This window comes from Aeribacillus sp. FSL K6-8394 (assembly GCF_038008865.1).
GTDB lineage: Bacteria > Bacillota > Bacilli > Bacillales > Aeribacillaceae > Aeribacillus > Aeribacillus composti.
Window position 1 is genome coordinate 807100 of the sequence record NZ_JBBPAA010000002.1, and the last position, 20345, is coordinate 827444.

General features: G+C 37.3%; 23 protein-coding genes. 13 read left to right on the forward strand and 10 right to left on the reverse strand.

Annotated elements, in window-relative coordinates:
- Positions 1–47 precede the first annotated feature (47 nt).
- Positions 48–1040 carry an NAD(P)/FAD-dependent oxidoreductase gene (locus tag NSR00_RS16240; protein WP_340789790.1) on the reverse strand — a complete coding sequence of 331 codons (993 nt, stop codon included), beginning with the start codon at positions 1038–1040 and terminating at the stop codon, positions 48–50.
- Between the two features lie 285 nt (positions 1041–1325).
- Here NSR00_RS16240 and NSR00_RS16245 point away from each other — a divergent pair, with 285 nt between their 5' ends.
- The 4 genes from NSR00_RS16245 (at position 1326) to NSR00_RS16260 (ending at position 6114) form a co-directional block, all read left to right on the forward strand.
- Positions 1326–2549: an NAD(P)/FAD-dependent oxidoreductase gene (locus NSR00_RS16245; protein WP_327856005.1), complete on the forward strand. Its 1224-nt coding sequence runs from the start codon at positions 1326–1328 to the stop codon at positions 2547–2549.
- A gap of 826 nt (positions 2550–3375) precedes the next feature.
- Positions 3376–3693: a YuiB family protein gene (locus tag NSR00_RS16250; protein ID WP_063387105.1), complete on the forward strand. Its 318-nt coding sequence runs from the start codon at positions 3376–3378 to the stop codon at positions 3691–3693.
- A gap of 219 nt (positions 3694–3912) precedes the next feature.
- Positions 3913–4530, forward strand: coding sequence for a 3D domain-containing protein (locus NSR00_RS16255; RefSeq protein ID WP_063387072.1), 618 nt, complete (start codon positions 3913–3915; stop codon positions 4528–4530).
- A gap of 90 nt (positions 4531–4620) precedes the next feature.
- The gene (locus NSR00_RS16260) at positions 4621–6114 is read left to right on the forward strand and encodes a leucyl aminopeptidase (protein ID WP_340789791.1); all 1494 of its coding nucleotides are present in this window, start codon (positions 4621–4623) and stop codon (positions 6112–6114) included.
- A gap of 425 nt (positions 6115–6539) precedes the next feature.
- Here NSR00_RS16260 and ald read toward each other — a convergent pair whose 3' ends face one another.
- Positions 6540–7682 (reverse strand): alanine dehydrogenase, encoded by a 1143-nt coding sequence (ald, locus tag NSR00_RS16265; protein WP_340789792.1) that lies wholly within the window; start codon positions 7680–7682, stop codon positions 6540–6542.
- A gap of 278 nt (positions 7683–7960) precedes the next feature.
- Between ald and NSR00_RS16270 the strand changes: the two genes are divergently transcribed.
- The 3 genes from NSR00_RS16270 to NSR00_RS16280 all read left to right on the forward strand — a co-directional run bounded on the left by NSR00_RS16270 (position 7961) and on the right by NSR00_RS16280 (position 9100).
- Positions 7961–8491 (forward strand): HD domain-containing protein, encoded by a 531-nt coding sequence (locus NSR00_RS16270; RefSeq protein WP_063387069.1) that lies wholly within the window; start codon positions 7961–7963, stop codon positions 8489–8491.
- Between the two features lie 63 nt (positions 8492–8554).
- The gene (locus tag NSR00_RS16275; RefSeq protein ID WP_340789793.1) at positions 8555–8773 is read left to right on the forward strand and encodes a spore germination protein; all 219 of its coding nucleotides are present in this window, start codon (positions 8555–8557) and stop codon (positions 8771–8773) included.
- 78 nt (positions 8774–8851) lie between these two features.
- Entirely contained in the window at positions 8852–9100 is a 249-nt protein-coding gene (locus tag NSR00_RS16280) for a YueH family protein (RefSeq protein WP_066249236.1), read from the forward strand.
- A gap of 49 nt (positions 9101–9149) precedes the next feature.
- Here NSR00_RS16280 and NSR00_RS16285 read toward each other — a convergent pair whose 3' ends face one another.
- Positions 9150–9389: a helix-turn-helix domain-containing protein gene (locus NSR00_RS16285; RefSeq protein ID WP_232515690.1), complete on the reverse strand. Its 240-nt coding sequence runs from the start codon at positions 9387–9389 to the stop codon at positions 9150–9152.
- Between the two features lie 338 nt (positions 9390–9727).
- Here NSR00_RS16285 and NSR00_RS16290 point away from each other — a divergent pair, with 338 nt between their 5' ends.
- From NSR00_RS16290 to NSR00_RS16310, 5 genes are all read left to right on the forward strand, one after another.
- Positions 9728–9868 (forward strand): DegQ family regulator, encoded by a 141-nt coding sequence (locus tag NSR00_RS16290; protein ID WP_340789795.1) that lies wholly within the window; start codon positions 9728–9730, stop codon positions 9866–9868.
- Positions 9869–9983: 115 nt separating this feature from the next.
- Positions 9984–10916 carry a polyprenyl synthetase family protein gene (locus NSR00_RS16295; RefSeq protein ID WP_340789796.1) on the forward strand — a complete coding sequence of 311 codons (933 nt, stop codon included), beginning with the start codon at positions 9984–9986 and terminating at the stop codon, positions 10914–10916.
- A gap of 16 nt (positions 10917–10932) precedes the next feature.
- Positions 10933–11094 (forward strand): competence pheromone ComX, encoded by a 162-nt coding sequence (comX, locus tag NSR00_RS16300; protein ID WP_340789797.1) that lies wholly within the window; start codon positions 10933–10935, stop codon positions 11092–11094.
- Between the two features lie 27 nt (positions 11095–11121).
- Positions 11122–13419, forward strand: a complete 2298-nt coding sequence (locus NSR00_RS16305; protein ID WP_340789800.1) for a histidine kinase — start codon at positions 11122–11124, stop codon at positions 13417–13419.
- Positions 13420–13485: 66 nt separating this feature from the next.
- A complete protein-coding gene (locus tag NSR00_RS16310; RefSeq protein ID WP_066249242.1) occupies positions 13486–14124 on the forward strand; it encodes a response regulator transcription factor in 639 nt (212 codons plus the stop codon).
- A 42-nt stretch (positions 14125–14166) separates the two neighbouring features.
- Here NSR00_RS16310 and mnhG read toward each other — a convergent pair whose 3' ends face one another.
- Genes mnhG through NSR00_RS16345 form a run of 7 tightly spaced genes read right to left on the reverse strand, consistent with a single transcriptional unit; the run spans position 14167 to position 19940 of the window.
- Positions 14167–14532, reverse strand: a complete 366-nt coding sequence (mnhG, locus tag NSR00_RS16315; RefSeq protein ID WP_063387064.1) for a monovalent cation/H(+) antiporter subunit G — start codon at positions 14530–14532, stop codon at positions 14167–14169.
- Positions 14513–14800, reverse strand: a complete 288-nt coding sequence (locus NSR00_RS16320; RefSeq protein WP_063387063.1) for a Na(+)/H(+) antiporter subunit F1 — start codon at positions 14798–14800, stop codon at positions 14513–14515. The genes mnhG and NSR00_RS16320 overlap by 20 nt, the downstream gene beginning before the upstream one ends.
- Positions 14800–15276, reverse strand: a complete 477-nt coding sequence (locus NSR00_RS16325; RefSeq protein WP_340789804.1) for a Na+/H+ antiporter subunit E — start codon at positions 15274–15276, stop codon at positions 14800–14802. Before NSR00_RS16325 ends, NSR00_RS16320 begins: the two co-directional genes overlap by 1 nt.
- A gap of 5 nt (positions 15277–15281) precedes the next feature.
- Positions 15282–16766: a Na+/H+ antiporter subunit D gene (locus NSR00_RS16330; RefSeq protein WP_340789806.1), complete on the reverse strand. Its 1485-nt coding sequence runs from the start codon at positions 16764–16766 to the stop codon at positions 15282–15284.
- Positions 16767–16772: 6 nt separating this feature from the next.
- Positions 16773–17111: a Na(+)/H(+) antiporter subunit C gene (locus NSR00_RS16335; protein WP_340789808.1), complete on the reverse strand. Its 339-nt coding sequence runs from the start codon at positions 17109–17111 to the stop codon at positions 16773–16775.
- Positions 17111–17548, reverse strand: a complete 438-nt coding sequence (locus NSR00_RS16340) for a Na(+)/H(+) antiporter subunit B (protein ID WP_340789809.1) — start codon at positions 17546–17548, stop codon at positions 17111–17113. The genes NSR00_RS16335 and NSR00_RS16340 overlap by 1 nt, the downstream gene beginning before the upstream one ends.
- Entirely contained in the window at positions 17520–19940 is a 2421-nt protein-coding gene (locus NSR00_RS16345) for a Na+/H+ antiporter subunit A (RefSeq protein WP_340789810.1), read from the reverse strand. Before NSR00_RS16345 ends, NSR00_RS16340 begins: the two co-directional genes overlap by 29 nt.
- Before the next feature lie 171 nt (positions 19941–20111).
- Between NSR00_RS16345 and NSR00_RS16350 the strand changes: the two genes are divergently transcribed.
- On the forward strand, positions 20112–20303 hold the full coding sequence (locus NSR00_RS16350; protein WP_340789813.1) for a hypothetical protein: 192 nt from the start codon (positions 20112–20114) through the stop codon (positions 20301–20303).
- Positions 20304–20345: the final 42 nt, after the last annotated feature.

Consider the following 20345-nt stretch of genomic DNA (forward strand, 5'->3'; position numbering starts at 1 on the left):
GTCAAAAAGCCGAAAAAACGACTTATTAGACACCACATCTTTTTTCATCAATTAAACATACTTGTGCTGTGCATTGGCTGAACTTTTGCGCTTGGGTCAATATAGGCTTTGGCATTGTTTACAGCTGTTGGACCTTCGCCAAACCCAGTCGCAATTAATTTTATTTTTCCTTCATAAGTACAGATGTCTCCGGCAGCATAAATTCCCGGAATATTTGTTTCCATTTTTGAGTTAACAACAATCGAATTTTTCTCAATTTCCAGCCCCCAGTTTTTGATAGGGCCTAAAGAGGAAACGAAGCCAAAATTGACAATTACTTCATCTACATCAATAATCTCTTTCCGATCTCCTTTTGCTTCTTCGACTACGACTTGTTCAATTCGATCCTTGCCGATAAGCTCAACAGGAACAAAAGGTGTTAATATATTTGCTTTAGAATTTTTTAATTGATTTACGCTATGCTCGTGCGCGCGAAATTTATCTCTTCGATGGACAACCGTTACTTTTTCTGCAATAGGCTCAAGCATTAACGCCCAGTCAACAGCTGAGTCGCCGCCTCCAAACAGGACGACCTTTTTGTCTGCAAAATAGTTTAAATCTTCTACAAAATAGTGCAGGTTTTTCCCTTCAAATTGCTCAGCATTTTCCAGCTGAAGTTTACGTGGTTGAAATGCGCCGTTTCCGGCAGTGATGATAATCGTTTTTGAATAATGAATTTCTGAATTTGTCGTTAACTTAAATGTCCCGTCACTTTGTTTTTCAACTTCCTGAACTTCCTGTTCAAGGCAGACGGTTGGATTGAATAAGGCAATTTGTTCTTTTAAATTATTGACTAATTCTTGAGCTCTAATTTTTGGAAACCCCGCTACATCATATATGTATTTTTCAGGATAAAGCGCTGTCAATTGCCCTCCTAATTGTGGAAGGCTTTCAATAATTTTAACGGAAGCCTGCCTCATTCCTCCGTAAAAAGCTGTGAACATCCCGACAGGTCCCCCGCCAATAATCGTTATATCGTAGACTTTGCTGTCCTCTTTCACAGACGATTCCCCCTCTTGTTAATCTTTTATTAATCATATCATAAAAAAAAGATTGTAAAAATACAAAAATTCTGTCATTTAAAGATTTATAAAGTTGATCATTTAGCTTAAAAATAAACTTGAAAAGTTGGACACAAACGGATATCATGACTATAGGTAAAAAGATGTTAAATTTTATTGACAATTTTGCCCTTATAATTTTTTGTCCAAGAACGTGAATATTTTCACAAATTATGTGAAAAGTGAGTCTAGAATTGACCGCTTTAAAAATTACGGAAAAGGTTGGTGTGTCTTGTGAGAAATCCTAAAGTTGTTATTTTAGGTGCCGGTTATGGAGGATTAATGACCGTAACACGTCTACAAAAAATGGTGAGTGTGAACGAGGCTGATATTACACTTGTCAATAAGCATGATTATCATTATGAAACAACATGGCTGCATGAAGCATCTGCAGGCACCCTTCATCATGACCGATGCCGCTATCCAATTAAAGATGTAATTGACACAAACAAAGTAAACTTTGTGCAAGATTCTGTAAAATTAATTAAAACAGATGAGAAAAAAGTCATTCTTGAAAATGGCGAGCTTAACTATGATTACTTAGTAGTTGCTCTTGGGGCTCATCCGGAAACGTTTGGAATCCAAGGGTTAAAAGAATACGCTTTCACAATTTCCAACATTAATTCTGCTAGACAAATTAGAGAGCATATTGAATATCAATTTGCTACATACAATACGGAAGAAGAAAAAGATGATACACGTCTAACCATTGTAGTCGGAGGTGCAGGATTCACTGGAATTGAGTTTTTAGGCGAACTTGCCAACCGTGTTCCTGAGCTTTGCCGAGAGTATGATATTGACCCTAAAAAAGTCCGTATTATTTGTGTGGAAGCAGCACCGACAGCACTTCCAGGTTTCGATCCTGAACTTGTGGAGTACGCAGTCAATCAACTGCAGCGCAAAGGTGTTGAGTTTAGAATCGGCACAGCGATAAAAGAATGTACTGAACAAGGAATTATTGTTGGGAAAGACGATCAAACGGAAGAAATAAAAGCAGGCACTGTTATTTGGGCGGCTGGTGTGCGCGGAAACAGTGTAATTGAAGAATCTGGTTTTGAGGCAATGCGGGGCCGCGTAAAAGTGGAGAAAGACTTGCGCGCACCAGGATATGATGATGTGTTTATTATTGGAGACTGTTCATTAATTATTAATGAGGAAATCAATCGTCCATATCCGCCGACAGCGCAAATTGCAATGCAGCAGGGAGAAGTTTGCGCGAGAAATTTAGCTGCATTAATTCGCGGGAAAAAAGAACTCGAACCATTTAAGCCAGATATTAAAGGAACTGTTGCTTCTCTAGGAGAAGATGATGCAGTAGGTATTGCGTTAGGCAAAAAAATGGTCGGTACAAAAGCATCCTTCATGAAGAAAATGATTGATAACCGCGCGCTATATATGGTTGGCGGAGCAGGTCTCGTGTTGAAAAAAGGAAAATTCAAATTTTTTTAAGCTGAAGAAAAGAGCAAAGGCTTAAGGGCTTTTGCTCTTTTAAAATAATGTTTTATAAACATGAACAGCTTTTGTAATTTCTTTTAAAGCAGGAAAGTAAAATGTTTGGAGAAGGAGCCGCTCTGTATTTATTGAATTTTCGTAGTAATAAGCTTTTAAACAAATTAAATTAAAGAGCTCGCTATGCTGATTGCGATTAGAGGGTTCGATTCAGCATAAAATCGCCATGCTGATCTGCAATTATATAGTAGCCTGATGTAATTGGTCTGTAGGACAGCTATACCCGATATTTCCTTCAAAGTTCTTCGTTTTATTCTCAAGTTCTTGTGCTTCTTTTGTTTGTTTACACCGTCTTTTTTGTGCTTGAAGGAATGAAAGTTCTCTCTTAAATGTTGAAGCCAAATCCCTCTTTTTATGGTACTAGCACAAAAGCATCTCACATGAGTAAAAAACAGACAAAGGACTGTACATTAGGACAATCTTTCTTATAGGTGATTTTTGGAATTTTAAAACATTTGGGGAAACTTCCAGTTTTTTGTATAAATTTTGAACTGCTCAAAGGTTGGAGAGCCTACTGAGAACCTTTTTGTGTGCATGTCAAACTAGCTTTGCCGATTTATGCCATTAAATGAAATCTTGTACTTGATATATTGGAATAAATAGGTTAATAATTAAGGTAACAATTTATCGATTTGCTGCTTTAAAGATTTGGCACATGTAAGAAGATCTGGCAAATTAACAAAGGCTGGTCAAGTTTTTTTCTTATTAAACCACATAAAAACTTTTAATAATAATACGACAGTTTTTTGAGGGTGAGGACACGATGATGAACATACCGGTGCTGTTGATTTCCATGCTGCTGTTCTTAGTTTTATTTTTTGGAATCGGTTTTTTATTAAATATGCTTTTAAGAATGTCATGGATAATGGCGATACTTTATCCGTTAGTATGTATTTTTTTAATTGATGAAGTGAATTTTTTTGATTATTTCAAATCACCTAGCCGATCATTTTCTCTGTTGGGTGAAAAAATCGCCTCTCTTGCCGTAGCAGACATTCTCATTTTAGGAAGCGGGATGGTAGGCGCGATTCTATCAGGGATTGTCATTCGAATGCTTCGAGCAAGAGGATATCAAATGTTTTAAGCTTTTCCGTATAATCGGAAGGCTTATTTTTATGTAAAAAAAACGCTTTTTTGTTAAAACAATGTTATTTGAGTGCCTACATTTTATTTTTAATTTATTGGAAAATTTATACATGTCGGAACGTATTGAAAAATACACTCCTTTCAAAAGCTCCTCCAACGTATATTTTGTTTGCGATTTGGAAACAAATAGACGGTGAGAGGAGTGAAATTAGAAAAAATGAAGAGTATAAAAATGTGGACTAGAAGAATTATGATGAGTCTGTTGTTTATTGGGGCGTTTTTAACAACTTTTGAAACCATTTCAGGTGTGAAAGCAGATGAACTGACAAAATGGGTGATCAAACAATATAATCAAAGAGAAAATTCCCAACAAGCCGTTGCAAAAAATATTAATCATGCAAATCAAGGACAGACGATGGAAAAATCCATTGATTTATCAAAGTATCCAAAAAAAACAGTTGTGGCTACCGGATATACAGCCGGATATGAGTCGACAGGAAAACATCCTGGTCACCCTGAATATGGAATTACTTATTCAGGTGTTAAAGTAAAAAGGGATCATTTTTCCACTATAGCAGCAGATTTAAACGTTTTTCCGATCGGAACGATACTTTATGTACCCGGATATGGCTACGGAGTTGTTGCAGATAAAGGTGCTGCGATTAAAGGCAATCGGCTTGATTTGTATTATGAAACAGTAGAAGATGTTTACAATCAGTGGGGAAAGAAAAAAGTGGATGTTTATTTAGTTAAAAAAGGAAACGGAACGTTAACAGAAGAGGAATTAAAAAAATTAAACGAAAATAAAACGATGGAAGTTTTTAGACAACGGTAGCTTATCCCACAGGGATGGGCTTTATTTTTTGGTTTGAAAATAAAGCAAAGTTCTACTCGACCTCGTATAATAATTGAAGGAGGTGGAAAAATGTTTAAAGTACTAGACGGTTTAGAAGGGGAAAGTTTAATTGTTGGCCTTTTTAAGCAAAACGGAAATTTGTCAAAAGCTTTGCAGGAGCTGGATAAAAAATTGAACAATCGACTCACCAAGCTTATAAAATCAGGTGAAATTTCTTCTGCGAAAAACAGTGTCGCAAAACTATATACATTCGATGCTGAAAACGTAAAACGAATTTATTTTGTCGGGCTTGGGAAAGAAAAAGAATTCACGTTCCAAAAGGCAATGGAAGCTTTTGGGCATGCGTTTCAAGCTGTTCAACAAGATCAGAAAAAGATTGTAAGCGTACAGCTTTCTACCTTTATTGGAGGAGATGTGGAAGAGGTAGATGTAGCTCATGCACTAGCGGAAGCGTTTGCCCTTTCTACATACAAAATAAAAAACTATAAACAACGATCAAGCAGCAGCGAATCAAGCATTGAAGCTGTTCATGTTTTGACAGATTCAGATAAAGCGAAAATAAACGCAGCCTTAACTGCCGGTTATGTTTATGGAAGAGGAACAAATTCGGCAAGAACTCTTGTGAACATGCCTTCAAATTTATTAACTGCGACAGAACTCGCGAATTATTCCATCGAACTGGCCAAAAAATATTCTTTTGAGATCGAAATCCTTGAAAAAAAGGATATGGAGGAAATGGGCATGGGGGGGATATTGGCGGTAAATAAAGGCTCCAGTGACCCCCCTAAAATGATTGTGTTAAAATACCAAGGAAAAAAGATTTGGGACGATGCGATTGGTTTAGTCGGCAAGGGAATTACTTACGATACTGGGGGCTACTCGTTAAAACCTAGAGATGGGTTAGTAAACATGAAGACTGATATGGCAGGAGCAGCAGCCGTTTTAGGAGCGATGGAAATTATCGGTGAAATAAAACCGAAACAAAATGTTGTAGCTGTTATTCCGGCTACTGACAACATGATTGGCAGCGGAGCGATGAAACCGGATGATGTCATCGTGTCATTAAGCGGGAAAACAATTGAAATTTTAAATACAGATGCTGAAGGGCGTTTAGCTCTTGCAGATGGCATCACTTATGCAAAGCAGCATGGAGCGAAATACATTATCGATGTTGCCACTTTAACCGGTGGAGTTATTGTTGCTCTCGGAAAGCACACAACAGGTGCGATGACGAACAATGAAAAACTGTATGATCAGCTTTGGAAAGCGTCTGTTGAATGTAATGAAAGAATATGGAGATTGCCAATTTTTGAAGATGACCGCGAGCGGGTAAAAAACAGTAAAATGGCGGATTTGAATAATTCCCCTGGCCGGGAAGGACATGCGATAATGGGCGGTGCTTTTTTAGCAGAATTTGCTGAAGATACGCCGTGGGTTCATTTAGACATTGCCGGGACATCCACTACTGCTAAGAAAGGCCCTCTAGGACCTGAAGGAGCAACTGGTGTGATGACTCGAACATTGGCGGCCTTTGTGGAAAAATTCGTGCCGATTAAATCATGATGGAGTCATCCATCATTCGGTTGAACTATTGCAGATTAGGCTTTATGTCAGAAATGTTATTGCTGTTTCAATTTTTCGGCAGGAGCCGCAATTCAATATAGGAGAGAGACGGAATCTATTTTGTAAAAAAGATGACCCATTCAGTATGCTTGAAAATCGTGGATTGATTTCTTTCTGACATGTATGTTGTCGGAAGCAACACCAAATTAGGATAATGTGTCGGCACATTCTGACTTAACAAATTGCTGCACATTTATCCTGATTTGGTCTGTATTGTGCACGATTAGCCCAGTACTTAACATGTCTATAAGTGCGCATTTTTTATTGCTTTTCAAAAGAGAGCGAAGGCTTTTTTTGCATTTTTGATAATAGATTCGCGGAGAACTGTTTTCCTTCTTGTAAGGTAAGTCGAAAATATATGTGTATTATGTGGCAGAATTCATATTTGCGAACTCTTTTTCAAAAACTTTTTCTACAGGAACATAATTGTACCCAAGATCGCGGGCGACTGTCTCATACGTTATTTCTTTGTTGGCAATGTTGACACCTAATTTGATCGCTTCGTTTTTGGCGATTACTTCTACTAACCCTTTGTTGGCTATTTGCAATGCATATGGAATGGTCGAATTAGTAAGGGCGAACGTAGATGTTCTCGGAACTGCTCCCGGCATATTCGCAACTGCGTAATGAAGGACTCCGTGCTTTACATATGTCGGATTGTCATGAGTGGTGACATGATCGCTCGTTTCAAAAATCCCGCCCTGGTCAATGGCAACATCAACGATGACTGATCCAGGTTTCATCGATTTTACCATTTCTTCAGTCACAAGCTTTGGCGCTTTTGCACCGGGGATTAAGACAGCACCGATGACTAAATCCGCTTCTTTTACTGCTTCGAAAATATTATAGGAGTTAGACATGAGCGTTTGAATGTCGTTGCCAAAAAGATCATCTAATTCCCGAAGACGCTTAGGACTTACGTCAAGGATCGTTACATGAGCTCCTAAACCGATAGCCATTTTTGCAGCATTTGTACCGACTACCCCGCCGCCGATGATGACGACCTTGCCGCGTTCAACGCCTGGAACACCGGATAATAGAATACCTTTTCCGCCGTACGGTTTTTGTAAAAATTGCGTTCCAACCAGTGTTGCCATACGACCGGCCACTTCGCTCATCGGTGTTAACAGGGGTAACGAATGACCGTCAGAAACTGTTTCGTAAGCGACCGCAATCACACCGGATTCCTTCAACTCTTTTGTCAGCTCAGGATTAGCTGCAAGGTGCAGGTAAGTAAACAGAATAAGACCATCATGGAAATATTTATATTCTTCTTGAAGCGGCTCCTTGACCTTCAACACCATATCTGCTTCCCAAACCTTACTTGTATCATGAAGAATTTCGGCGCCTGCTTGAATATATTCTTCATCATGAATTCCGCTTCCAAGACCTGCACTTTCTTCTACAAGTACACGGTGACCTGCCTTGACTAATGAAACAACTCCAGCTGGTGTAATGGCTACACGATTTTCGTTATTTTTAATTTCCCGCGGTACACCAATTATCATTGCAGTCCCTCCTGTATAGTATAATTTCGTTTTAATATTCCATATGTACCAACAATGAGTCGGAATTTTCATGTACCTGTCCATTTTATTGTTTCTTTTCCTGCTGGCAATCATTCATTGAATTTTTTGTTTTTATATCATATGCCAATCGGTGTATGTTTGTCTGCAGCTTTCAGCGAAACCGCCAGTATATTTGCATAAATTTATAAAATCCACTTCCGTTGCGAAAATTTCGAACATATGGTATCTTATACAGAAATATTTAGGAGGGATGAGCTGTGAAAAGGGTCACTTTAATGGAAGTCTTCACTCATCCAATTACACAAAAATATTTAAAACGATCTGGCATCGCTCACGCGATTAAAACGGCTGATCACGCTTTTCGTCTTGCGATAGCATTCAATGTAAATCCCGATCTTGCGACAAAGGCGGCGCTGTTGCATGATATTGGCCATTATGAATGGTACACGGACGGTAAATGGGATTATGAAAAATATCGAAAAAATGATATTCATGCAATAAAAGGAGCGAACAGGGCGCATAAACTGCTGATAAGGCTTGGGGAAAAGCCTGAAGCAGCCAAGCAAATTGCTTTAGCTATTCTCCTTCATACGGATTCGTATTTGCCTGATGGTAATTTAAAGCAAAATCCTCTTCAGCGTATAGTTCGGCTTGCTGATGAATTGGATGAAGAACCAGGCGGAATGCATCATTACCGTCAAATTGACGAAAAGCTGGCTTTAAAGAAAATTAGGACTCTAGATAAAAAAGTTGAAAAGTACTATTCTCAGTTAAAATCCATTGTATAAGCGAACAATTTAGGCGTTTGATCATACAATACTATAAACAAACAATGGAAGTGGTGGTTTCGTTTGCCTTCTTTTGTAGGTCCAATTGAGATTAATGAAGTCGACTCAGGAACCATAAAAGTGGGTGACAGCTTTTCTATTTCTCCTAAGGCGAGTTTAAAATCTGCGCTTGGTTCAGGAGCTTTAAATGTTGGAGACTATGTAAAAACATTTGACGTTCGCAGCAAAACGAATGAACATTCGAAAAGTTTCTTTGATCAACCGATAATAGGGAATAGGTAAAATATTTTGCAAAACCTGAGATTGATTTTTCTTTCAACTCAGGTATTTTTTATATAGAGGGAAAAAAGGAGTGAAACAATGAAAGTACGAAAAGCAAATATAATACATAACGGTGAAGAGATCAGAAACGTCTATATTTATGAAAACAAAAAAGAGGAGTATATATTAGTTGCTGTACCGCAGCTTGAATGGTCCAAGATCATTAAATATGAAGAAATCAATGACAAAACAAGAGAACATTTACAAAATTCTATTGCAAAAAGATCGAATGAGAACATTGCCATTTCACTTTCTTCGAAAATTACTCAATGGATACAAGAAATGTAAATTTTCAAGAGGATTTGAGAAATATGTAACCTCTGCTGTCAGACGGAGGTTACATTAGATTGCTTTCTTTTCTCTCTACTAATTCTATGACATCATGTATGTCGACTTGTAATACGGAGCAAATTTTTGCAAGCTTATCTAGAGGAAGGCGCTTCGTTTTGTTGTGGCACATTTCCCATACAAGCGTATGGCGAATATCAGCTTGACGGGCAAGTTCTCGTTTGGTCATTCTTTTTTGTTTCAATAAATTGTCCAATTTAATATGTATAACATATTCTTTTTTTTCCACTATGTTCACCCTTATTTCTCATATCTTCTCGGGATTTTGAAAATATTCTATCAATGTTCTTTCGTTCATTCAACCCTCTTTTATCAAAATTTTCCTTCTTTTTATATGAATTTAACAAATGGGGGAAAGAAGGAGTCCTTCTGTTATAAAAATCATGATCATGCAATCTTTATAACAAGTTTGCCATACATCGCAAAAAGACACATACAATCACATTGCGTGTTTTTCGGTATCACGCATAAAACTTCAAATTAGTTTTTCGGTGAAAAATGATCGAAAATTCTATAAAATAAATATGAAAGATCGAAAAAAGGATCTTTTCAAGGGAGTGTGATACTTTGAATCATCAAGAAATCGAAAAAATCAACAAGATCTTCTTATTGCTTGAAAGGGAGTTAGACGAAACGAAAAAGGCGCTTGATAATATCAATAAGAGCATTGACAAATACGATAAATATCAATATACGAAAATTGTATAATGAGGCGACGACCAAATTTGGTCGCCTTTTTTATGATAATATATAATTTATAGTATAATAATTGCAAAACATCCATAGATTTCAAGCTGAATATAAATCAGATCAAAAGGAGGGGATGGCATTAAAAAGTGAGTTATTATTAAACAAAGTTCAAGTGGCAATGTTTATGAAGGATGCGGTCGAAAGGTCTGTAGACTGGCTTTATTTGCGGAATCTTTTGCATCGTTTTATCGAATCTAAACAAACATTTCCTTTTGCAGAGCTTTGTTATTTGCATGCGAACGTATTCAACAGCGAAAATGATGAAGAAGAATTGTACAAGCTTATGGCAGCTGTTGAATTGCTCGTCCTAGCTTTTGATATGTTTGATGATTTGGAGGATCTGGACAACTTTACAGAACCGTGGATGGATATTGATAGAGGGGAAGCGATTAACAGCTCATCCTTTCTTTATACGTTAAGTTTATCGCATATCCATTCGCTGTCATCACCTTATCGTTCTGAGATCCTTGGTCTGTTTCTTGAATATGCTTTGCAGGCTATGAAAGGCCAGCATATTGATTTGGCAAATGCCGTGAAGACAGAAAAAGAATGTTTGCAAATGATAAGATGGAAATCAGGTTCCCTTACAGCTCTTGCAGCTGAAGCGGGTGTCATGTTTGCATGCGGGAAAAGATACGAGGAAGTTAAGGAATACGGGCACCAAGTAGGGATTGCCGGCCAGATTGAGAATGATTATAAAGGATTGTTTACTCAGCATAAACAGGACAGGAAGTTTTTGAAGCCGTCACTGGCATTACTTTATTTGCAAAGGAAATTTAATCAAACAAGCGTGGATATTTTACAATATGTGCACAGCGGAAAAGACTTCGACGAATACTTTGGAAGCATTGTAGCTTTTAAAGAAAAGCTGTTGGAAGCGGGAGTCACCCAATATTTAAATGTGATGAAACACATCGCGCTTAAGAAGGCTGAAACTTATATAAAAAAACTTCCGCTGCCTGCTGAAAAATTGGATGAACTATTAACAAATTTAATCAAAAAATAAAAAAGGAGAGATCAATATGCAAGAAATCGTAAATTTCTTAATCGAAAACCCTGATGTTTTGGAGAAAGTCGTGAATGGACAAGCTAGTTTGATTGGAGTTAAATTGGAAGAATTATTGGGTATAATTGATGGGTTTGTAGATACGCTTTCTGCAAATTACAGCTATTGGTTATCATAATTTTAAAACGTTAAGCGGTGGGTAGTGTTGATTGAAAAGTTTAAAATAATGGATCGATTTTATAAATCATTAGTCATCATTAGTGTTTTCATTGTTTCTCATTCATTATATGTATTTTTTAAAGCTCCATATATTGGAGCTAATCTTAAATTAAATGAGAAAGGTCAAGTTGAAATCGTTGATTTAGATCCTGCTGCTTGGGCGAGCAAAGCGGGGATGAAAAAGGGGGATATATTATTAGAACTTAATGGAGAAAGAATTCAAGGTATAAATATTCAACTTCAACAAGACAGTATTTTAAAGATTAAATCTCAAGATGGAATTAAAGTATTAAAGGTAGAAAATTTAATTTTTTCTGAACATTCCTTGTACATGCTCATTATTCCATTAATTATTTATTTTCTTTGTTTGTTTTGCAGCTATTTTATATATAAATCAAATGAAAAAATAAATAGTATTTCTCCATATTTTTTAAACATTTTTTTATTGTTTATTTCTTTAGCTTATTTAAGCGGCAGTGCTTCGGCACGTGGTGATCATGTTTCACAATACTTAGTGCTCTTATTTTTTATTAGTGTTCCAGTCATTTATTTACATTTTTTATATTATTATTTTCTTGAATTTGGAAACGTATTGTTCAACAAAAAACTGATATATGCAGGGTATATTATCGTTTTCCTCAATATAGTTGCGAGAATCATTGAAGATTTTTATAATCATTTAAGTTTATTCACAAAATTTTTTAGTTTATTTTCTTTTTTAGTTGTCTTTTTTATAAGCTTTGTTACCAAAATTGTTGGTTTAAGTAAAGTTAAATTTTCTGAAATTGAATATCCGGTCAAAGTACTAATCGTTACAAACGTTATTGCTTTTTCACCGTTTATTGTTCTATATGTCATCCCTTATTTGTTTTTGGAACAAGCAATTTTTTCGCCTGCCCTTTTAGCGTCATTTTTGTTATTAGTACCTTTTTCCCTTGTGTATCAGTTTCTATCATCAAAGATATATGATATTGAGTTTATTCTAGGCAGAGTCAAATATTATGCTCTCCTTTCCATTTTGCCGACTATCTTTTTAGTGGCTTTTATCATACTGCTGAAAGAACATAATCCCAAAATTTACCCTATTCAACTTTCAATTATTATATATATATTAATGATATTTGTTTTTTATTTTAAAGAAATTGTTGACTTCCGCTTCCGGTTTAAGCGGTTTTCGGAAAAATATAATTATCAGGACAGCATTTTGAAGTATACGTCAAGGATCCGGAAAGCAGGCAGTTTAAAACAGATGATGGCTGAGTTAAAATCGACCATTTTAGAGGTTTTGAAGGTCAGCCGTGCATATTGCCTTGTTGTTCATGAGAGTGGACGGATCGAAATGGTTGATGATGATGGGGACGGCGGTCTTTTAGAAATTGCCCCATACGAAAAAGATATTTTAAATGCTGTGACAGAAATAGGGAAAATTGTTGAACTTGATAAAGGGTTTGTGTTAACTGTCGGTGAAACGAATAGACGGAAATATGTTATTATTTTCCTTTCTGTCATTAAAACGCCTAAACTGACCCGTGATGAAATTTCTTGGCTGAATTCCCTTGCTTTTTATACGAATGTAACTGTAGAAAACTTTTTGAAAATAGAAGAATTGATGGAAAGGCTTGAAAAAGCGGAAGAGGGAAACAGCAATCCTGCATGGCTCAAAAAACTGCTGTTTGCAATTGAAGAAAAGCAGCGCTCCAATTTGGCGAAAGATTTGCATGATTCTGTGCTGCAAGATTTGATTTCGTTAAAAAGGCAATGCGAATTGGTTCTGGAGGAATCTGGACAATATCCTGCTGCTACGATCGAAAAAATTCAGAGCATGAATCAAAACATTCTTGATATCATTCATATGACGAGGGAAACGTGTCAAGAGCTGCGTCCGCAAATTTTATATGACTTGGGACTCGTCAAGGCGGTATCAAAGCTAGTAGCGCAATACGAAGAACAGTGTAATTTTCAAATCCGCTTTAATACGGGGAATTTTAACAAGCAGCTTGATATAAACATGCAGCTTAATTTGTACCGGATCATTCAGGAGCTTTTATCAAATGCGCGCAAGCATTCGAATGCGAAGCAAATATTAATTATGCTCGTCAATATAAGAGAAAAAATTGTATTGCACTATGAAGATGATGGCGTAGGCATCGATGAAGAACTGTTGTATGCGAAAACAGAAAGCATGGGATTGTCCGGAATTAGAGAGAGGGTAAAAGCTTTGGATGGTGAAATGAAGATTGAGACTTCTCCGGGAAATGGATTTCGGGTCTTAATTGAAATTTAATCACATTCTTGACTTGGCTTTTGCCAAGTCATTTTACTGTAGATTTTGTCTAAAGAGGTGGAAAACATGATTCGTATTTTAGTGATTGACGATCATCCTGCTGTGAGAGAAGGGACAAAAGCGATATTGGAAACGGATTCTGAAGTTGAAGTGGATTGTCTGGAGCCTCCTTATACGGCTGAACTTATGAAGAAAATCGATTTTTTGCAATATGATGCAGTTCTTATGGATATGAATTTAGGTGACGTCAACGGGATTGAACTGGCAAAGCAAATAACATCCCAAGAACACCAATGCAAAGTCCTTCTTTATACTGGATATGATGTCAATGATTATATGGAAGAAGCGATTTCCTTAGGCATTCATGGAGTAATCAGCAAGACGGAGTCAAAAGAGAAAATATTATCGCACATTCGCCATGCGTTGCTTGGTGAGATTATTCTATCATTTGATTACGTAAAAAAATTGATTGAACGACAGACATTAAAGTCGCCATCTATGAAAGAAGCAAATGAGCCTTTAACAGATCGGGAAAAAATGATTTTAATGGAAGTCGAAAGAGGGTTAACAAATCAAGAAATAGCAGATAAGCTGCATTTAAGCAAAAGATCGATTGAATATAGTCTGACTTCCATTTTTAATAAGCTGCACGTCAGTTCTCGGACAGAAGCCGTATTAATTGCGAAGTCAGAAGGCATTCTTTAAATAAGAAGTCCCGTCCAATTTGATTGTTAAAAAAGATAAGGCTCATGAATGAACCTTATCCTTTGCTTTCTTTTTTTCTTTTAACTCATCAATTTTGCTGTTTTCCCATAGTTTCACTTTTGTATGGTAAGCAGCGCGGCTGATTAAATGTCCTGCTACAGGCGATGTTAAAAATATAAACAGGATTCCCAGCAAAACTCTTCCATTCATATGGTCTTCAAGCACCCAAAAATATAAGAACACCCCTAGTAAAATAGAGAGCACACCTAATGTCGCGCTTTTGGAAGCCGCATGGTTTCTCGTATATACATCTGGTAGCCTCAACACACCAATGGCGGAAATTAGGCTGAAAAAGGCTCCTTGGAGAATGAGATATCCGATCACAAACTTACTGATTGTTTCGATCATTTTCGATAATTTCTCCTTTCTCCAAGAATTTAGCAATCGATACTGTGCCGATAAAAGCTAAAATTCCAATTAATAAAATAATGTCCAAAAAAGCGCTTGTATCTAAAACAATCGACATGATCGCTGTGATCCCGACTAAGTTAATGCCGATCGCATCTAATGATATGGCGCGGTCTGGAACGGATGGGCCTTTGATGAGCCGAATCATCAATAAGAAAGAGGAAGAAGCGATAAGAGCCAAAGAAATCCAAATAATTAATTCAAACATTAACGGCTCACCTCCTTAATAGCTTTCTCAAAACTGCTTTTTATATCTTTTCTTGCTTGTTCGACATTCGCTATATCCACAGAATGGATATAAAGCGTTTTATTATCATCGGAAATATCAATAACAAATGTTCCTGGTGTTAAAGTAATGAGATTGGATAGAATTGTTATTTCCCAATCTTTTTCCAATTCTGTTTCAAAGGCAAAAATTCCAGGCTTCATTTTCAATTTTGGCGACAAAACGATTTTTAAAACAGCAATATTTGCAAGGACAAGCTCCTTCAAAAAGATGAACATGAGCTTTATGACAGCGGCAATATTGTACAGATAAAATCGTCTTGGAAAAAAACGGCGCAGCGCGAAAAGAATGATAATACCTAAAAGATATCCGATAAAAAATGTGATGAATGAGTAGTCATCCTGCAAAAGCATCCATGTAATGGCAATTATAAAATTTAACAGTATTTGAAAGGCCATGTGATCTACTCCTTTAATACGGCTTCAATATAAAGATCAGGAGAAAGAAGAACCTGTTCTGCCTGTTTGATGTATGAAGAGATAAATTCTGTGCCAAGCCCGTAAAATAATGAGAGAGCAAGTAAGAAAGCAGCTGGAACGTAAAGACTTTTTACTTGACTGGTTTCCCGAACTTGCGGAATTTTTTCCTCTCCCCAAAAACCGTTAATAAATATTTTCATCACAGAATATAGGACTAAAAGGCTTGAAAGCAAGACTACGAAAGCTAATACAAATTCACCTTGCTCAAATCCCCCTTGGACTATTTTTAGTTTCCCGATAAAACCGCTTAATGGTGGAATGCCGGCTAAAGCTAATGCGGCGATAAAAAACATCCACCCAAGTGTTGGGTATTTTTTTATTAGTCCACTGAATTTTTCAAGGTTTGTTGTTCCAGTGATCGAAAAGACGATTCCGACCAAAAGGAACAGCAACCCTTTAATAATCATATCATGGATCATGTAATAAACAGATCCCTCTAAACCTGATTTGGTCATTGTGGACACTCCGAATAAAATGACACCAACGCCTGTCAAAATGTTGTATATCACGATCTGTTTAATATCCGAGAAGCTAATGGCGCCAATAACGCCAAATATGATCGTAAGTACCGCCAGCCATGCGATAAACGTATGAGTAAATGCAATGTCCTGCAAAAAAATAAGCGTAAACACTCTTGTGATCGAATAGACTCCAACTTTTGTCAAAAGAGCACCAAACAGGGCCGTAACAGCTGCTGGCGGAGCCTGATAGGAGCCGGGCATCCAGAAAAAAAGCGGGAAAATGGCTCCTTTTAATCCGAATACAATTAAATACATGATGGAGATGGCCGCGATGATGCCGGATGAGCCTAATTCTGCGACTCGCAGGCTCAAGTCAGCCATGTTTAATGTACCTGTTACAGCATATAGAAATGCAACGGATATGACAAATAAAGCGGATGAAATAACATTTACTAAAATGTATTTAATAGTTTCTCTTAATTGCGGCTTTGAATTTCCGTGAACAATTAAAAAATAAGAAGACATGAGCATAACTTCATAAAACACAAACAGATTGAAAAGATCTCCTGTCAGAAAAGCACCGGACACTCCGGTCAATAAAAACATGACGCCGGAATAGTAGAAAAATTTGCTTCGATGATAATCTACTATTTTGTAGGAAAATAGCAAACAGGCAAAAACAATAATGTTTGCCGTTAAAACAAGCAGAATCGCGTACATATCGGCTACAAGAACAATCCCAAACGGCGCTTTCCAATCCCCGACTTCAAGGGAAATGATTCCGTTTGTATGAACATAGTGAACAAGGAAAACGGAAATGCCGATATTTATAACGGAAGAAACAGCGCTTAAATATTTTTGCACTTTTTCTTGTTTATTGAAAAAAATAAGCAATACTGCAGTTATCATAGGAATAATAATCGGTAAAATTATGATATTGTTATTCATTTCTGATCATTTCCCCTCATTTCCCCTCATTTGATCCATATCGTCTGTTCCAAGTTCTTGATAAGATCTGTAGGCTAACACTAAAAAGAAGGCTGTTACTCCAAAGCTAATGACAATTGCAGTTAATATAAGTGCTTGCGGCAAAGGGTCTACATAAGAAGCTGCGTGTTCATCTAGCAGCGGAACAGTTCCTTTTTTCAGTCCCCCCATCGTTAAAATGAGGAGATGAGCTCCGTGACTCAATAGACCTGTTCCAATAATGATCCGCAATAAACTTTTTGAAAGCATTAAATATGTAGCTGTCATAAACAAAATTCCTGCAACAATGGAAGTTACAATCTCCATTATTCCGTCTCCCCAATCGTTTGAATAATCGTCATTGTCACACCAACAACAACAAAATATACACCGAGATCAAAAATGACAGCAGTCGCAAGATGCGTATCGCCTAAAAGCGGTATGTGAACGTGGCCATGTGTATGGGAAAGGAACGGAACTCCAAAAAGAAAGGAGCCGATCCCCGATAAAATCGCAATCAATAATCCGAACGCCGCCACTTTAAGATAATTAATGGGCAAAATCGATTTCACGGTTTTGACATCAAAAGCGATCAATAATAAAACGATTGCTCCTGACGTGATGAGCCCGCCGATAAACCCGCCTCCAGGGGCATTATGGCCAGCGAAAAATAAATGGAACGAAAAAATGATCACGATAAAAAGCACGATTTTTGTAATTGTTTGCAAAATAAGATCATTCGTTTTTAAACCCGTTTTCTTCAACGTCTTTCCCTCCTGTGCGAAGGCGAATCATACTGTAGACAGCAAGCGCTGCGATTGCCAAAACAGTTATTTCAAACAGCGTGTCAAAGCCGCGGAAATCAACTAGTATAACGTTGACGACATTGTATCCGCCGCCCAAGCTATAGCTCGTTTCCAGAAAGTATTCCGCGATCGTTTTTCCAGTGCGCTCGCTGCTTGCGGAAATGGCCAGCAGCGTTACAATCCCCCCGACACCTGCTGAAATTATAAAATTCACCAGGCGGAATCTTCGAGTTTTATCTTTTTTCTGCAGCTCAGGTAAGAAATAAAAAGCAAGCAAAAACAAGGCAGTTGATATCGTTTCAATAACTAGCTGCGTTAAGGCTAAATCCGGCGCTCTAAATAGAACGAAAAACAGTGCGAGTGAATACCCGACGGAGCTAAGCGCAATAATGGCTGTCAATCTGGATCTTGCCAAAACAGCTGTGATAGAACCGGCGATCATAACAATCGACAGGATCAATTCATAAATTCCGACAGGTGCAGCATCATCCGCAGCAAAAGAGATCGATTGCTTGATGATCATTGTCGCTCCAACTGCCATGATCATAAATGCAAAAATATAGACGAGATAGTCGCGAATAAATCCAGTCATATAAAAGCTTGTCAGCCGGTTGGAAGTTTTGCCTGCCGTTTTTAAAGAATGATCATATAATTGATTGAGCGTCATCCATTTCGGCTGCAGATCGTAAACTCTTTTCCATTTTGACGCTGTCAAGTATAGGAATATTCCAAGTATCACTACGCCAACTGTCATCCAAAATTCCGCAGTAAAGCCGTGCCAATGTGAAATATGGATGTGAAAATGTTCCCCATCCTTCAACACGCTAGGCATGACAGATTTCATTGCCGGTTCGATTAAGCTGTAAGCAAGCAAGTTTGGAAAAAATCCAAAAATAACAACAAGGGATGCCAGCACAATAGGCGGAATCAGCATTCCGATCGGCGCCTCGTGGGGTTTTTTAGGCAGATTTTCCAGCTGCAATTTTCCAGCAAATGTTTTAAAAACAAACATCATGCTGTAAATAAATGTAAAAACACTGCCGATCCATGCGAGCACTGGAAGTAAAAACCCCCATGTTTCTGTTTGAAATACATCCATGTTCAATACTCGAATCATACCGGTAAAAAACATTTCCTTGCTTAAAAATCCATTAAATGGTGGAAGACCTGCCATAGAAAACGCGCCGATTAAACCGATCGTAAAGGTAATGGGCATAAGGGACATGAGTCCGCCAAGCTTTCTAATATCTCGAGTACCTGTCTCATGATCAACAATGCCTGCAACCATAAATAGGCTGCCTTTAAATGTCGCATGGTTAATCAAATGGAAAATCGCTGCTAAAATCGCAACTGAATAAAATTCAAAATGATCAAACAAGAGGGCGGCGGAGCCGACACCTAAAAGGGACATAATCATGCCGAGCTGGCTGACAGTTGAAAAGGCTAACATCGCTTTTAAATCTGTTTGTTTCACCGCATGGAAGGATCCCCAGAATAAGGTGAAAATTCCGAAAAGTGAAACGATCCAAAACCATTCGGCACTTCCTGCAAATACAGGTGTGAATCGAGCAACTAAATAAATGCCTGCTTTCACCATCGTTGCTGAGTGGAGATACGCACTGACTGGCGTTGGCGCTTCCATCGCATCAGGCAGCCAAATGTAAAAAGGAAATTGGGCAGATTTAGTAAATGCTCCCAATAAGAGCAGAATAAGGGCTGGGATAAATAATCCATTGTCGGCGATACTGCTGCTTTGGACAATTGTTTCACGAATGCTGAATGTTCCAGTCATGATGTAGAGCAAGATAAATCCGCCAAGCATGGAAAGTCCGCCAAAAACAGTAATAAGCATCGATTTTAGCGCCCCGTAACGTGATCTTTCCCGATAATGCCAATAGCCAATTAATAGAAAAGAAGAAAAGCTGGTAATTTCCCAAAAAGTATATAAAACAATAGTATTATCAGTTAAGACTACTCCAAGCATTGACCCCATAAACATCAACAAATAAACGTAAAACGCATTCAGCTGTTCTTTTTCCTTCGACAAATAGTAGATCGAATAAAGAACAACGAGAGAGCCGATACCGGTAATGAGCAAAGCAAACAGAAGGCTGAGTCCGTCCACATAAACAGCAAAATCAATTCCTAATGATGGAATCCATTTAACAGTTTGTACGATACCTTCTTTATATTTAACTCCCGGCAAAAATTGAAGAAAAAATATGAATAAACATATAGGAAGGGGAAGCACAAACCATCCAGTATGTATTTTCCGAAATGTCTTATATAGGAATGGTACCATGAAAGCAAATAGAAATGGAAATAATATAGCCCAATGCAGAAATGTCATGTAAACCCTCCTCACCCAATGTTTTGGACTCTGTATTTTATTGTTCTCAATATTTTTTGCATATATAGCTTTTTAAATTTCAAGTTCATATGACCACAAATATCGTATCAAAAAAATCATAAAATGTATATTTTTTTGTGAAATTTCCCACCTTGAAAATGAGGTGGTATGATGACAAAAAAGGTAATGACAGCCGTTTTAATTTTTATCTTTTTATTCAGCATTTCATGGTATTTGCATGAACAAACGAAACAGACATATGTACATCCAACATATGAGTGGACGCCAATCAATACTTTTTCCAAAAATATGAAGGAAGAAAAGTTTGCACCAAGAGAATACATTCGTGTCATCAATTACTAAGAATGAAATGCAAAAATATTTAAGCAAATACAAGTAAAATCG